Here is a 14,784-nt window from a genome sequence, read left to right as displayed (position 1 = left end):
AGCCCCCCCGGCACCCCGGACGTGCCGGGGCCGGACGGACCCTGCGACGTGCTGGGGCCGTCCGGCCCGCCCCTGACCGAACTGCGCCGCCGGGTGGGCATGGTCTTCCAGACGCCCAACGTGCTGCCCATGAGCATCCGCCGCAACCTGTTGCTGCCGCTGGAACTGGTGCGCGGGCAACTGCCCGACGCCCCGGCCCGCATGCAGGCCGTGCTGACCGACGTGGGCCTGTGGGACGACGTGCGCCAGCGGCTGGACCGCCCCGCCGCGCAGCTTTCCGGCGGGCAACAGCAGCGGCTGTGCCTGGCCCGCATGCTGATCCTGCAACCGGACGTGCTGCTGCTGGACGAGCCCACCGCCTCGCTGGACGCGGCCACCACCCGCGATATGGAGCAACTGGTGCGCCGCCTGGCGACCAACCGCCCGGTGCTGATGGTGTCGCACAGCCTGGGGCAGGCCCTGCGCCTGGCCGACCGGGTGGTCATCTTCGCCGACGGCAGGCCCCAGCGGGAATTCACCCCCGCCGACCTTGGCGGCGATGCGGGCCGCGAGGCCCTGATGCAGGCGCTGCTGTAAGCAGCACGCCGGATCCCCACCGCCGCTCCTTCCTTCCCCGGCAGTCCGACCCATCATCCGCCTGTGCGACAGCCTGCATCCATGGCACGCGCAGGCCGCGGCTGCTTTGTGAAAGTCATTTATTCCTGCACGATATACTATAATATGCCACCAATCACGGATTCCGGCGGCTACCGCGTTGACATTTGCCGGAGGCCTGGCGTAGTGGATTTTTATAGATGTATAAATGTCGACATTTATAATGTTCAAAAAATCGCAAGGGGACACCATGTCTGACATCCACGCCATCACCACCGCCCAGGCGCCGAAGGCCATCGGACCATATTCGCAGGCCATCGCGCTTCCCGGGCTGCTCTTCGTCTCCGGACAGCTTCCCATCGATCCCGCAACCGGCAACATGGTCGAAGGACCGATAAGCCTGCTCGCGCACCGCGTCTTCACCAACCTGCGCGCCATTGCCAAGGCCGCTGGCTGCGACATGGGCGATGCCGTCAAGACCACGGTGTTCCTCACCGATCTTGCGGTGTTCCCGACCGTCAACGCCATCTACGCAGAATACTTCCCACAGCCCTATCCGGCCCGCAGCGCCATCCAGGTCGCGGCGCTTCCCCTGGGAAGCCCTCTGGAAGCCGAAGCCATCTTCATGCGCAAGGGCTGACCATTCCACCATTGCAACCATCAAAAGGAGCGATCATGAATCTCGCGATCCTGCCACGGCGCGGCTACGTGCAGCACCCTACCCCCATCGAAGCCTGCCCCGCCTTTTCCCGGGCGCTCGGCAACAAGGTGAACATCTTCATCAAACGCGATGACCTATTGCCCGGATGCGCGGGCGGCAACAAGACGCGCAAGCTCGATTTCTCCATGGCGGATGCGGTGGCGCACAAGGCGGACACCATCATCACCTGCGGCGCGGTGCAATCGAACCACTGCCGCCTGACGCTTGCCTGGGCCGTCAAGGAAGGGCTGGACTGCCATCTCGTACTCGAAGAACGCGTGAGCGGCAGCTACAAGCCCGAAGCTTCGGGAAACAACTTCCTGTTCAACCTGTTGGGCGTCAAAAGCATCACCGTGGTTCCCGGCGGCTCGGACATGCCGGGCGAGATGGAAAAGCTGGCCGCGCGGCTGCGCGCCAACGGGCGCACCCCGTACATCATCCCCGGCGGGGCATCCAATGCCATCGGCGCGACGGGCTACGTGGCCTGCGCACAGGAAATACTGCAACAGCTGTTCGAAATGGGGCTGCCCATCCACCACATGGTGGTGCCCAGCGGCAGCGCGGGTACCCATGCGGGCATAGCCGTCGGCATGGTAGGCAACAACGCGGGCATCCCCGTATCCGGCATCAATGTCAGCCGTACCAAGACCGACCAGGAACAACTGGTGCGCAAGCTGGCGCGGGCCACGGCTGACCATGTCGGCATGAAGGGAACATTCCCGGACGATGCGGTGACCTGCTTCGACGGATACGTCGGGCCCGGATACTCGCTCCCGACGGATTCCATGGTCGAAGCGGTAAAGCTTCTGGCGCGCACGGAAGGAATACTGCTTGACCCCGTATACTCCGGAAAGGCCATGGCTGGCCTGATCGACCTTGTCCGCTCCGGATATTTCACGGAAGGGGCCAACGTACTGTTCCTGCACACCGGCGGATCACCGGCACTGTACGCCTATCTTGAAACGTTCAGGTAGGCACATGGCGCATGCCCTGGCATGACACGCAAGGCAGGCGGGTTTTGCCAGGCTGCGCAGTGAAAGATCATGGCGGCGGGGCGATGCACATCGCCCCCCTGCCCCTGGCAGCACGGAAAACACGCGGCGGGGGCATTCCCCACCGTACGGCATGTCCCTGCGGCACCCGCAGGGCACTGAACCCGGAATACCAACGAAGGAGCCTGCATCATGGAAAAGCGTCTTGAAATGCATGGTGGGATTCTTGGAGGCTTGGTTCCGCTCCTCGTTCTCATCGGTGGCCTGATATGGCTCTCCGTGGCGGAACGCGGAGGCACGAAACCCTTCTGGGCCTGTGCGTGGCTGGCCATAGCCGTTGGACTCTTCTTCGCGCGCAACAAGGAGGAATACTGCAAGTCCATCATGCGCGGTATCGGGGACAAGACCGGCATCGTCATCATCACGGCATGGCTGTTCGCGGGCGTGTTCGGAACACTCATGGTCGCCGGTGGCCTTGTCGACGGGCTGTTGTGGATGGGCATGACCACGGGGGCGAAGGGTGCGGCGTTCACCCTCATAGTCTTCTTCGCGGCCATGCTGTTCTCGCTCGGCACGGGCACAAGCACCGGCACCTGCATCGCACTCACGCCGGTGCTGTACCCCGCCGGGCATTTCCTGGGCGCGGACCCGAGCATGCTCGGGCTGGCCATCCTTTCCGGCGCGGCCTTCGGTGACAATCTCGCCCCCATATCGGACACCACCATCGTTTCGGCCTATACTCAGGGGGCCACGATGAAAGATGTCGTTCGCAGCCGTTTTCCGCTGTCCATGTCCGCCGCCGCCATCGCGGGTGTGGTGTTTCTGATTTTCGGCGGCGGCGGAGAACTGCACCCCCTGCCTGAAATACAGGCCCGCATGGACGCCACCGGGGCGATTATGCTCATCGCCCTCGTGGTGGTGGTGGCCGCCGCCCTGTCCGGCAGGCACATCATCGAGTCGCTCATCTACGGCAACGTGGCGGCCGGCATCATCGGCGTGGTGACGGGACGCTTCTCCCCTGCCACCCTGTTCAGCATTCCCCCAAAGCGCGGGGTATCGACCGGGCTCATCGAAAACGGCATCAACGGCGTGGTCGGCGCCATCATCTTTGCCGTCCTGATCCTGGCGGTAACCTCGGTACTGGTGGAAAGCGGCATCATGAAGCGTATCCTGACCCTGGCCGAAACCGCGTTCGTACGAACCGTCCGGCAGGCGGAACTCTTCATCATCGGTATCACGATCCTTGCTTCCATCCCCATTTCCGCCAACGCCCCCGCCGAATTGCTGGTGGGCCCCTCACTCGTGCGTCCGTTGGGCGAAAAGTTCGATCTGGCCCCGGCCCGCCGCGCCAATCTCATGGATTGCGCCGTCTGCACCATCTTCTTCACCCTGCCGTGGCACATCGTGGTGGCGGCATGGTATGCAGCGCTAATCACCGCCGCCGACGCCTACGGCATCAGCGCTCCGTCCATCAGTTCGGCGTTGTACAATCCTTATTCCTGGGCATTGCTCGGCGTGCTGCTGTTCTCTGCCGCAACCGGCTGGAATCGCAAGTTCGGCGGCAACGAAGGGCTTGTGGGCGAAACAGCCTGATCTGCAGCAACTCGACCGGGTGTCCGATCCTGTTCCGGTGACAACCGGCCCGGCACTCCGAACTCCCCAGAACCAGCCCAGACTGAACCACGGGGCCGGGACGATCCCGGCCCCGTTCCGTTCCTCCAACAGCAAACGGCACGACAGCCCCCCCGAGCTGCGCCGCACCGCCAAAGCCAGCCTTGACCATCCATTGCGCGAACTATATCTGCACGGAAACAACGCGCAGGGGTGCACATGCAGGGTTTTACCAAGCAGACATACTGCCATCGGGTAGCCGACTACATTAAGGAACGAATCCTTGCCGGGGAATTCACCCCGGGCGACAAGATCAACGAGGTGCTTCTGGCCACGCGCCTCTCCATCAGCCGGGCTCCTGTTCGCGAAGCCTTGCAACTGCTTGTCCAGGAGGGGCTGGTCATCTCCATTCCGCAGCGCGGCAAGTTCATCACGGCCCTGACGGCAAAAGACATCCGCGACAGCTACTTCACCGGAGGGGTGCTGGAAGGCGCCGCGGCAGCCTCCACCATCAGCGCCTTCTCCGACGAAGATTTCTCGGAACTGCGCGCCATCGTGGATGCCATGGCGGACACCGTCGCCAAGGGCGGCGACATGGACGAGCTGTCGAAGCTCGATACCCGGTTCCATGGCGTCATTTTTTCCCGAACCGACAACGATCTGCTGGTGGAACTGTCGCGCCGGTCCTGCCAAGGGCTCGGCAAATTCCTGCTTTTCCGCCACTGGCGCACCACCTTTGCCCCGGCGGAAGTCCTCCAGCGCCACCGCGTGGTGCTCGACGCCATGCTTTCCCGCGATCCAGCGCGCATCGAACACACCCTCCGCGAACACTATGCCGAGTCCGGCAAGCGCATGGCCCGTTGGGGCATCGACCAGGCCGCAGAGGATTGATCCGGGCCGGGTTCATCGCATCTTCACGTATTTGCAAAGCGCGGCGTTTGCCTTTATGGAGAGCCAACCGCTCGCACCCCCAAACACCCTCAGGAGTCTGTCATGCTTCGGCGCATAGAAGTTGGCCTTCGGCCGCAGGTCACCGATACCGTGGGCCGCAACGTCGCCGCCAAGATCCGGGCCTCGCTGGGCCTGAACGTGGAATCCGTGCGCCTTGTCAGGGTGTTCACCGTGGATGGCCTTTCCGAAGACGCGCTGGCCCGCATGGTGGCCCAGGGCGTGCTGCACGACCCCGTGCTGCAGGACGCCGCGCTGGACCTGTTGCCCGCCCCGCAGGGCGCGGCCCCGGCGGACTGGGTGCTGGAAGTGGGCTTTCGCCCCGGCGTCACCGACAACGAGGGCCGAACCGCGCGTGACACCCTGGCCCTGGTGCTGGGCGCCGACCGCCGTTCCATCGCCGTGTACACCTCGGCCCAGTTCCACGTGACCTGCGCCAAGGACACGCCCCTGTCCCGCGCGGACATGGAACACATCGCCCGCGACCTGCTGGCCAATGAACTGATCCAGCGATTTGCCCTGAAAAGCCGCGACGAATGGGCCGCCGAACCCGGCTTTGCCCCGCAGGCCGCGCAGGTGACCGGGGCATCCAGCGACGAGGTGGCCATAATCCCGCTGTCCTCCATGGACGACGCGGCCATGCTGGCCTTCAGCCGCGAGAATACGCTGGCCCTCAGCCTGGAAGAACTGCACGCCATCCGCGCCTACTACGCGGACCCCGCCGTGCGCGCCGACCGTGCCGCCATGGGCCTGTCCGCCGACCCCACCGACGCGGAAATCGAGGTGCTGGCCCAGACCTGGTCCGAGCACTGCAAGCACAAGATATTTTCCGCCCGCATCGACTACGAGAACCGCGAAACGGGCCGCCGCGAGGTGGTGGACAGCCTGTACAAGACGTACATCCAGGGTTCCACCAAGACCATCCGCCAGCGCCTGGGCGAGCGCGACTTCTGCCGCTCTGTGTTCAAGGACAACGCCGGGGTCATCGCCTTCAACGACACCCACGACGTGTGCATCAAGGTGGAAACCCACAACAGCCCCTCTGCGCTGGACCCCTACGGCGGCGCGCTGACCGGCATCGTGGGCGTGAACCGCGACCCCATGGGCACCGGCCTTGGCGCGGAACTCTTGTGCAACACCGACGTGTTCTGCTTTGCCTCGCCCTTCCACGAGGGTGAACTGCCCCCCCGCCTGCTGCACCCGCGCCGGGTCATGGAAGGCGTGCGCGAGGGCGTGGAGCACGGCGGCAACAAGTCGGGCATCCCCACCGTCAACGGCTCCATCGTGTTCGACGAACGCTACCTCGGCAAGCCGCTGGTGTACTGCGGCACCGTGGGCATGCTGCCCAAGGAGATTCACGGGCGTCCCGGCTGGTACAAGAAGGCCCTGCCCGGCGACATCATCGTCATGGCGGGCGGGCGCATCGGCAAGGACGGCATCCACGGCGCCACCTTCTCGTCGGAAGAACTGCACGAAGGCTCCCCGGCCACGGCGGTGCAGATCGGCGACCCCATCACCCAGCGCAAGATGTACGACTGCATCATGCGCGCCCGCGACATGGGCCTGTACAACGCCATCACCGACAACGGCGCGGGCGGCCTGTCCTCTTCCGTTGGCGAAATGGCCCAGGATACCGGCGGCTGCCGCCTGGACCTTTCGCGCGCGCCGCTGAAGTACGACGGCCTGCGCCCGTGGGAAATCCTGCTGTCGGAAGCGCAGGAACGCATGACCCTGGCCGTGCCGCCGCAAAAGCTCGACGCCTTCCTGGCCCTGGCCAAAGAGATGGATGTGGAACTCACCCCGCTGGGAGAATTCACCGAATCGGGCCGCTTCCACGTGGTATACGGCGACAGGCAGGTTGCCTGCCTGGACATGGACTTCCTGCATGACGGCGTGCCCCAGATGCAACTTTCCGCCGTGTGGGAACGCCCGTCCTTCGCCCCGGAATGCGAATGCAGGCTGAACCCGGCCCCTGCGGAGCAAGGCCCGCTGCTGCACGCCATGCTGGGCCGCCTGAACATCTGCAGCAAGGAATACCTGATCCGCCAGTACGACCACGAGGTGAAGGGCGGCAGCGTGGTGAAGCCCCTCGTCGGCGTCAAGCGCGACGGCCCGGCGGACGCCGCCGTGGTGCGCCCCCTGCTGGACAGCCAGGCGGGCATCGTGCTTTCGCACGGCATCTGCCCCAAGTTCAGCGACCACGACACCTACTGGATGATGGCCAACGCCATCGACGAGGCGGTGCGCAACGCCGTGGCCGTGGGCGGCGACCCCGACCGCATGGCCGGCACCGACAACTTCTGCTGGTGCGACCCGGTGCAGTCGGAAAAGACCCCCGACGGCCAGTACAAGCTGGCCCAGCTGGTGCGCGCCAACCAGGCCCTGGCCCACTTCTGCCTTGCCTACGGGGTGCCCTGCGTTTCCGGCAAGGACTCCATGAAGAACGACTACTTCGGCGGCGGGGTGAAAATCTCCATCCCGCCCACGGTGCTGTACTCGGTGCTGGGCGTCATGGACGACGTGAACCGGGCCGTCACCTCCGACTTCAAGCAGCCCGGCGACAAGGTGTACCTGCTGGGTGATACCTTCCGCGAACTGGGCGGCAGCGAAATCGCCGACCAGTTGAACACCGTGGGCGCGCAGGTGCCCCAGGTGGACGCGCTGGCCGCCATGGCCCGCTACCGCGCCCTGCACGGGGCCATCAACGCGGGCCTCGTCACCGCCTGCCACGACCTGTCCGACGGCGGCATTGCCGTGGCCCTGGCCGAAATGGCCGTGGGCGGGCGGCTGGGCGCGCGGTGCGACATCGCCGCCGTGCCCGCCGTAAGCGACATGACCGCCACGGAACTGCTGTACTCCGAATCGGCCAGCCGCCTGCTGGTCACCGTGAAGCCGGGCAACGCCGCCGCCTTCGAGGCGCGCCTTGCCGGGTCTGCCTGCGCCTGCATCGGCGAGGTGACGGAGGATGCGGTCCTTACCGTCACCGCGCAGGGCGCGCCCCTGCTGGCGGAGGGCGTGGAAGGCCTGGCCCGTTCGTTCAAGGCTACCTTCGACTGGTAGCCCGACGCCCACGCGTCTTGTTGACCGCCGGGGACGGCCCCCGGAATGCAACACGCCGGACACATGCATGACACCACGGGGCAGGCCGCAAGGCCTGCCCCGTCTGCATTGGTCCGGCGTGCTGCAATGGTCCGGCGTGCTGCAATGGTCCGGCGTGCTGCATTGGTCCGCCCCATTTGCGCTGGCCGTCCCATTCGTGCCGGACACCCTGCCAGCATGGTCAGGCCCGTTCCCCGGGGTCGTCGTATCACCCGGTGTCTACCGCATTATTTGCGGTGGCGCACGGCAGAAAAGCATGCCATGATCGTATAGCTTCCCACGGTCTCAGCCCGGTCGTAACGCCGTCCGTGCCCGGAGTCGCCATGCGGCCGCACATGTTCTCCATCCGCGTCACCCTGGTCTGGGTCGCCCTTCTGGCGGCCCTGCCCTCGTTCGGGGTCATCCTGTACGATTCCCACCGTCTCGCCTCGCAACTGAAGGGCGAGGCAGAGGCCTCGGTCACCCGGGCCGCCAGCAGCATCACCGCCCTGCAGGAACGCGTGGCCGATGGCGCCCGCCAGACCCTGACCATCCTGGCCGCCCTGCCCGATGTGCGCCGACTGGATCCGGCCGCCTGCGAAGCGGTATTCCGCGAGGTGCTGGCCGAGGACACCACCCTGCTGAACCTGCTGGCCCTCGACGCCAACGGCGACCTTGTCGCCTCGGCGCGCCAGCCCCTGCCGCTCCCCGGCCAGGCCCCGTTCAACCTCGCCGACCGCCTATACTTTCGCACGGCGCTGCGCGACAAACGCTTTGTCAGCGGCGAATATGTGGTGGCGCGCACCCTGCACGAGGCCACCTTTCACTTCGCACTGCCGCTCGTGGATGACGAAGGCCGGGTGTACGGCGTGCTGGCCGCGCCCATGCGGCTCAACCAGTATGACGACCTCTTCGACAAGCTGAACCTGCCCCCCGGGTCGGTGCTCAGCGTAACCGACCATCGCGGCATCCGCCTGGCCTACCACCCGCAGAGCGACGTCAACCCCGTTGGCAAGCCCATCCGCAAGGAAATACTGAACATCCTGCACTCCATGCCGGATGCGGGGCTGTTCACCCGCGAAAGTTCCGACGGCAGGGTGCGACTGTACGGGTTTACCCGCGTGCGCCTGTACCCGGAATCCGCCCCCTACCTGAACGTGATGGTGGGCATTCCCGAAGAGGCCGTGCTGGCCCCGGTGCGCGCCGCGCGCAACCGCGCCCTGCTGTTGCTCGGCGGCGCCATGGCCGTGACCCTGGCCGTGGCCTGGAGCATCGGGGGCAGACTGGTGGCCCGGCCCCTGTCGCACATCTCCGCCACAGCCACCCGTATCGGTGAAGGGCAGTTGGGCGCGCGCACCGGCATCCGCCACGACATGGGCGAAATCGGCCAGCTGGCCTTCAGCGTGGACAGCATGGCCGCCATTCTCGCCAGCCGCCAGCGCGAACGCGAGGCCTTCACCGCCGAACTGCGCGACAACGAGGCCCGCTACCGCGCCGTGTTCGACAACGCCATGGACGCCATCCTGCTGGCCGACGCGGACACCGGCCTCATCCTGGACGCCAACCGGGCGGCCCAACAGGTCTTCGGCTACACCCGCGATGAGTTGGTGGGCATGCACCAGCGCCAGTTGCACCCGGACAGGACGCACCGCAACGGCTTCGGGGGCCGCTTCAACACCCTGCGCGAGCAGCCGCTGGAACTGCCTGCGGAAATGCCCATGCGCACCAGGGCGGGCATCGAACGCGACATGCTGGTCAAGGCCAGGTTGATGCGCGTGGGCGACCGCGACGTGGCCGTGGGCATGTTTCACGACATCACCGAACGCAGGCAGTCGGAACAGCAACTGCGCGAGGTGGAGGCCCGCTTCCGCTCCATCGTCGAAGGCGCGCCGCTGGGCCTCTTGCTGCTTACCCTGGACCAGGCCGAGCACCTGCGCATAGAGGCGGTGAACCCCACGGCCGACACGGCCCTGCACATCACCGGGCGGGGCCTGCTGGGGCGGCGGCTGACCGAAGCCCTGCCCGGCATCGGCGCCACCAACCTGCCCACCATCTTCGTCGGCATCGCCCGCAAGGGCGGGGAATTCAGCGTCACGGCCCATGCCAGCTCCGGGTGGCTGCCCGCCGGATGGGCCTTTGTGGACCTGTGGGTGTTCCGCACCGGCAACCGCCAGATCGCGGTGATGTTCGCCGACGTCACCCGGCGCACCCGCGCCGAGGACGAACTGCGCCAGACCAGGGATAGGGCGGAAAAGGCCAACCGCTCCAAATCGGAATTCGTCGCGGTGATGAGCCACGAGGTGCGCACCCCCATCAACGGCATCATGGGCATGCTGCAACTGCTGCGCGGCAGCCACCTTTCCGGCGACCAGGAAGACTGCGTGGACACGGCCCTGGGCGCCAGCCGCAACCTGCTGCGCATCCTCGACGACATCCTGGACATCTCGCGCATGGAGGCGGGCGCCCTGCCGCTGGTTGAAGAATCGTTCACCGTGGCCCAGATGACCGAACCCGTGCATGCCATGCTGGCCCCCCAGGCCAAGGCCAAGGGCCTGGCCTTCACGATGCAGGCCGCCCCGGACCTGCCCCCGGAATTTGCGGGCGATGCCGGGCGCATCCGCCAGGTGCTGGTGAACCTGGTGTCCAATGCGGTCAAATGCACCGACACGGGCGAGGTACGCGTGGAGATATACCCGCTGCCGCGATGCGGTATGGCTGATCGGGTCTCCATCCACATGGCGATCATCGATACGGGCATCGGCTTCGCGCCGGAACGGCTGCGCACCCTGTTCGAAAGTTACACCACGGACAGCGCGGCCACGACCCGGCCCGGCGGCACGGGCCTCGGCCTGGCCATCGTGCGGCGGCTCGTCCTGCTCATGAACGGCACCATATGCGTGGCCACCGCCCCCGGCGAGGGCACCGAATTTCACATCACCCTGCCCCTGCGCGCAGAAGGCGAACGCCCCAAGGCACCCCGTGCGGTTCGGCGCGGCGCGCCGACAGACATCGCGTCGGGCACGGCACCGGACGCTGCACCGGACGTACCCGCAGACGCTCCGCCGAACGTGGCGGGGCCTGCCCCGGAAACAGTCCGTGGCCCAGGCGTCCCTCCGGCACATCCCCGAATGGCAACGCCGCCGGTTGCGGATGCATCGGCAGGGGCGCCCGCTGCGGCAAGGGACACGGCAGGCGGCGCGACAGGGGGCCATGCGCCGGACGCCTCACGGACGCCGCCGCGCATTCTGGTGGTGGATGACGACGAGGTGAACCTTGTCACCGCGCAACGGCTGCTGATCCGGCTGGGCTATTTCGCAGATCGCGCCGCCTCCGGGCGGCAGGCACTGGAAATGCTGGGGCGAGACCACTACGATGCGGTGCTCATGGACATCCAGATGCCCGACATGGACGGCATGGAAGTGACACGGCGCATCCGCATGCGCGAGGCCGTGCCCCCCGGCGCCACCTCGCCGTGGGTGCCGGTGCTGGCCCTGACCGCCCACGCCATGCTGGGTGACCGCGAGCGTTTTCTGGCGGCGGGCATGAACGAATACCTGGCCAAACCCATCGAGATCGACCAGTTGGACGCCCTGTTGCGAGCCCTGTTGCGAGTCTAGTTGCGAGTCTGGTTGCGAGCCTAGTTGCGAGCCCGGCGGCAAGACCAGCAAGACCCGTTGAACAGCCCGCCACGCAGCCAGACATAGTCCGTTGCAGGCCGGGCGGGTTCCTGCCCGGCCTCCTCCGTCGTGCACGCCCGCCTCGCGCGCCTTCGCTGTGCGCCTTGCAAAATGCCCTGCCAGGCATAATCCAACTGCACGCACAACCTGCGTTTTTTCCTTCACCAGCTTGACGCAACCCCTTCCCTTGGGTACAGCGAAAACAAACAAGAACGGCGCCATACCGGGTCTTGTCGGTACGTGGCGGGGGCGGCCTGAAGCCGGGCAGAGCCCTGCCCCTGCGCGGCGCGCTGCATCATGCGCCTGCCGCCGCCACGCGCGCCGACCGCCCATTGGCACACCGCCCCGAACACCGGGGCGGGCACCCTGCGAATTCACGCCGCAGGACAAACCGGGGGGGTCGCATGCTGTTCACCCGTTCGCTGGGCGCCAAGGTGCAAATGCTCGTCGTGGGCACCGCGGTCATCGTCTTTGCGGCGTTGTTCCTCGCCAACTCCTACTGGCAACGGGAAACCACCCTCCACCTCATCCACGATTCTTCCGCCCGTACCGCCCAGATATTGCTTGAGGCCATCAACGACCCCATGTCCAAGGGCAACGACGAAGGCACTGCGGAAAAGTTCAGCGCCATCGCCGCGCGCTACCCCACCGTCAGCGTGCACCTGACCGATTTCCGGGGGGCCATCACCTATTCCACCCGGCACGAGGCCATCCGCAAGCCCATGAAGGAAGTGGTGCGCGACCCCAGCTTTGCCGCGCGCTTCGACACGGTGCTGCAAAAGCCGGTGGACGAGGGGCAACTGCTGGAACTGGGCGGCGTGCCGTACTACACCGAGTTCAAGACCATCCCCAATGCGCCGGAATGCCACCACTGCCACGGCGCCAGCCAGCCCATCCTGGGGGCCATGGTCATGTTGCAGGACATTTCCGCCGACGCAGCCCTGCTGCGCACCCGCCAGTGGCAGGGCGGCGCCCTTTCTCTGGCGGGCATGCTGGCCCTTACCGCCGTGCTCTCGCTGTTCATGCGCCGGGCCGTGGTGGGCCGGGTGCGCACCATCGCCCAGGTGAGCAGTGAAATCGAACGCGGCAACTACGCCGTGTCCTTCACCGATGAAAGTGGCGACGAGTTGGGCGTGCTGTCCGCCAACCTGGCGGCCATGGTCTCCACAATCCGCAACCAATTGGAATACAACAAATCCGTACTTGGCGGCATCATCGTGCCGCTGGCGGTCATGGACAAGGCGGGGCGCATCGAATTCGCCAACCAGCCCATGTGCGCCATCCTGGGGTCCGCGTGCAAGGACCTGATGGGCCTTTCACTGCGCGAGGTGCTGGAAAAGGGCGGGCAGGACTGCACCCTGCAATGCGACCCGGTGGCCCAGGTGCTGTCCACCGGTACCAGTACCAGCGGCATGCTGCGCTTCGCGCGGCGCGACGGGGTGGGTTTTCCGCTGCACTACGAGGCATCGCCCCTGCGCGACACCGCCGGACAGGCCGTGGGGGTCATCACCGTGATGATCGACCTGACCCAGGAGGAAGAGGACAAGGTCCGCATAGAAACCCAGCGCCGCAACCTGCTGGAAGTGGCCGAGGAAGTGACCGGGGTGGCCCGCGCCCTGTCCGATGCCGCCGGCGAGCTTTCCGTGCGCATGGGCGAACTGGCCCGCAACGTCATCGAATCCACCGACGAAACGGCCCAGGTGGCCACGGCCATGGATGAAATGAACGCCACGGTGATGGAGGTCACCCGCAACGCCTCGGCCACGGCAGAGGCCGCCGACCTTGCCAACAACGAGGCGCAACAGGGCGGCAGCGAGATGCAGGCCACCGTGGCCGAAACGCGCCAGGTGGCCGAACGGGCCGCCGGGCTGGCGACCTCGCTCAACGATCTGGCAGCGCGGGCCGACAATATTGGCCGGGTCATCGACGTGATCAACGAAATCGCCGACCAGACCAACCTGCTGGCGCTGAACGCCGCCATCGAGGCGGCGCGCGCCGGGGATGCCGGGCGGGGATTCGCCGTGGTGGCCGACGAGGTGCGCAAGCTGGCCGAAAAGACCATGACCGCCACCAAGGAAGTGGAGCACGCCATCAAGGACATCCAGGCTGGCACGGCCCAGGCCGTGGACGAGATGACCCGCACGCGCGGCCAGGTGGAAGCCACGGCGGACAAGGCAGAAGGCACCGGCGAGGCCTTGGGGCGCATCGTGCGGCGGGCTGTGAGCATTGCCGACATGGTGCGCAACATCGCCACCGCGTCGGAACAGCAATCGGCCACCAGCGACGAGATCAACCGCAACGTCACCCGCATCAACGACCTGTCGCGCGACATCGCCGAGCGCATCCACACGGCGGAAGCCTCGATCAACGAGGTGTCCGGCATGGCCCGGCGGCTGGGCGAACTGGTGGAACGGTTCCGCCAGTAGGGGGCGGGCCTTGCCCGCAACCGGGGACGCCAGGTTTTTCACGTAATCTTTCCGCCAGTTCGCGGAGAATGATTGAACAGTCCACCGACCTGATGTATAGGTGGCAATACCGCATGTTCCCTCCGCCCCGTCCTGCGGCACGCCCCGCGCGGCGCACACCGCACCCGCACGGGCACGCCCCCTGCGGGACAACGGGGGACGGGGAACGCGCGAAAGCGACGAGACATCCACGGTCACCCCGGACCGCCAGCACAAATGCAGGCATCCGGCACCGCACGAACATCACCGGGCCGATACAGGCCCCAACGGTCCTTAAGGAGGCATCCCGTGCCGAACATGCTCGAAGTCTACAAATGCGTTCACTGTGGCAACATCGTTGAAGTCCTGCACGCCGGCGGCGGCGACCTGGTCTGCTGTGGCGAACCCATGAAGTTCATGAAGGAAGGCACCAGCGACGGCGCCAAGGAAAAGCACGTGCCGGTCATCGAAAAGACCGCCACCGGCTACAAGGTGAAGGTAGGCTCCGTGGCCCACCCCATGGAAGAAACCCACTGGATCGAGTGGATCGAACTCATTGCCGACGGTCGCAGCTACACCAGGTTCCTGAAGCCCGGCGACGCCCCCGAGGCCGAATTCTGCATCCAGGCCACCGAAGTTTCCGCCCGCGAATACTGCAACCTGCACGGACACTGGAAGGCGTAAGCCAGCCCGCGCGCCGCGCCCGCCGGGCGGCAGCCGTCCCCGCCGCACCCGGCGGG

At 66.4% G+C, this 14,784-nt stretch carries 9 protein-coding genes; all 9 read left to right on the top strand.

The window, feature by feature from the left end; all coding sequences use genetic code 11:
• Positions 1-576: ATP-binding cassette domain-containing protein (locus tag FVW20_RS13030; RefSeq protein ID WP_196609960.1), on the top strand; the 576-nt coding region annotated here is incomplete at its 5' end.
• A gap of 268 nt (positions 577-844) precedes the next feature.
• Positions 845-1,234: a RidA family protein gene (locus FVW20_RS13025; protein WP_196609959.1), complete on the top strand. Its 390-nt coding sequence runs from the start codon at positions 845-847 to the stop codon at positions 1,232-1,234.
• A 35-nt stretch (positions 1,235-1,269) separates the two neighbouring features.
• Positions 1,270-2,268 carry a D-cysteate sulfo-lyase gene (cuyA, locus tag FVW20_RS13020; RefSeq protein ID WP_196609958.1) on the top strand — a complete coding sequence of 333 codons (999 nt, stop codon included), beginning with the start codon at positions 1,270-1,272 and terminating at the stop codon, positions 2,266-2,268.
• Between the two features lie 210 nt (positions 2,269-2,478).
• Positions 2,479-3,879, top strand: coding sequence for a Na+/H+ antiporter NhaC family protein (locus FVW20_RS13015; RefSeq protein ID WP_196609957.1), 1,401 nt, complete (start codon positions 2,479-2,481; stop codon positions 3,877-3,879).
• A gap of 237 nt (positions 3,880-4,116) precedes the next feature.
• Entirely contained in the window at positions 4,117-4,788 is a 672-nt protein-coding gene (locus tag FVW20_RS13010; RefSeq protein ID WP_196609956.1) for a GntR family transcriptional regulator, read from the top strand.
• Between the two features lie 102 nt (positions 4,789-4,890).
• Positions 4,891-7,905 carry an AIR synthase-related protein gene (locus FVW20_RS13005; protein ID WP_196609955.1) on the top strand — a complete coding sequence of 1,005 codons (3,015 nt, stop codon included), beginning with the start codon at positions 4,891-4,893 and terminating at the stop codon, positions 7,903-7,905.
• Positions 7,906-8,267: 362 nt separating this feature from the next.
• Positions 8,268-11,540: an ATP-binding protein gene (locus tag FVW20_RS13000; RefSeq protein ID WP_196609954.1), complete on the top strand. Its 3,273-nt coding sequence runs from the start codon at positions 8,268-8,270 to the stop codon at positions 11,538-11,540.
• A gap of 464 nt (positions 11,541-12,004) precedes the next feature.
• Positions 12,005-14,026 (top strand): methyl-accepting chemotaxis protein, encoded by a 2,022-nt coding sequence (locus FVW20_RS12995; RefSeq protein ID WP_196609953.1) that lies wholly within the window; start codon positions 12,005-12,007, stop codon positions 14,024-14,026.
• Positions 14,027-14,353: 327 nt separating this feature from the next.
• Positions 14,354-14,728, top strand: coding sequence for a desulfoferrodoxin (locus FVW20_RS12990; protein ID WP_196609952.1), 375 nt, complete (start codon positions 14,354-14,356; stop codon positions 14,726-14,728).
• The last annotated feature ends 56 nt before the right edge of the window (positions 14,729-14,784 follow it).

It is taken from the genome of Nitratidesulfovibrio oxamicus, from assembly GCF_015731765.1.
Lineage (GTDB): Bacteria > Desulfobacterota > Desulfovibrionia > Desulfovibrionales > Desulfovibrionaceae > Cupidesulfovibrio > Cupidesulfovibrio oxamicus.
The sequence above is the reverse complement of the archived record's forward strand: the minus strand, read 5'-3'. Positions and strand labels throughout refer to the sequence as shown.

Excerpts from the sequence above, each read along its gene's own strand:
- FVW20_RS13025 (WP_196609959.1), top strand. The coding sequence starts at position 845 with ATGTCTGACATCCACGCCATCACCACCGCCCAGGCGCCGAAGGCCATC.
- cuyA (WP_196609958.1), top strand. The coding sequence starts at position 1,270 with ATGAATCTCGCGATCCTGCCACGGCGCGGCTACGTGCAGCACCCTACC.
- FVW20_RS13015 (WP_196609957.1), top strand. The coding sequence starts at position 2,479 with ATGGAAAAGCGTCTTGAAATGCATGGTGGGATTCTTGGAGGCTTGGTT.
- FVW20_RS13010 (WP_196609956.1), top strand. The coding sequence starts at position 4,117 with ATGCAGGGTTTTACCAAGCAGACATACTGCCATCGGGTAGCCGACTAC.
- FVW20_RS13005 (WP_196609955.1), top strand. The coding sequence starts at position 4,891 with ATGCTTCGGCGCATAGAAGTTGGCCTTCGGCCGCAGGTCACCGATACC.
- FVW20_RS13000 (WP_196609954.1), top strand. The coding sequence starts at position 8,268 with ATGCGGCCGCACATGTTCTCCATCCGCGTCACCCTGGTCTGGGTCGCC.
- FVW20_RS12995 (WP_196609953.1), top strand. The coding sequence starts at position 12,005 with ATGCTGTTCACCCGTTCGCTGGGCGCCAAGGTGCAAATGCTCGTCGTG.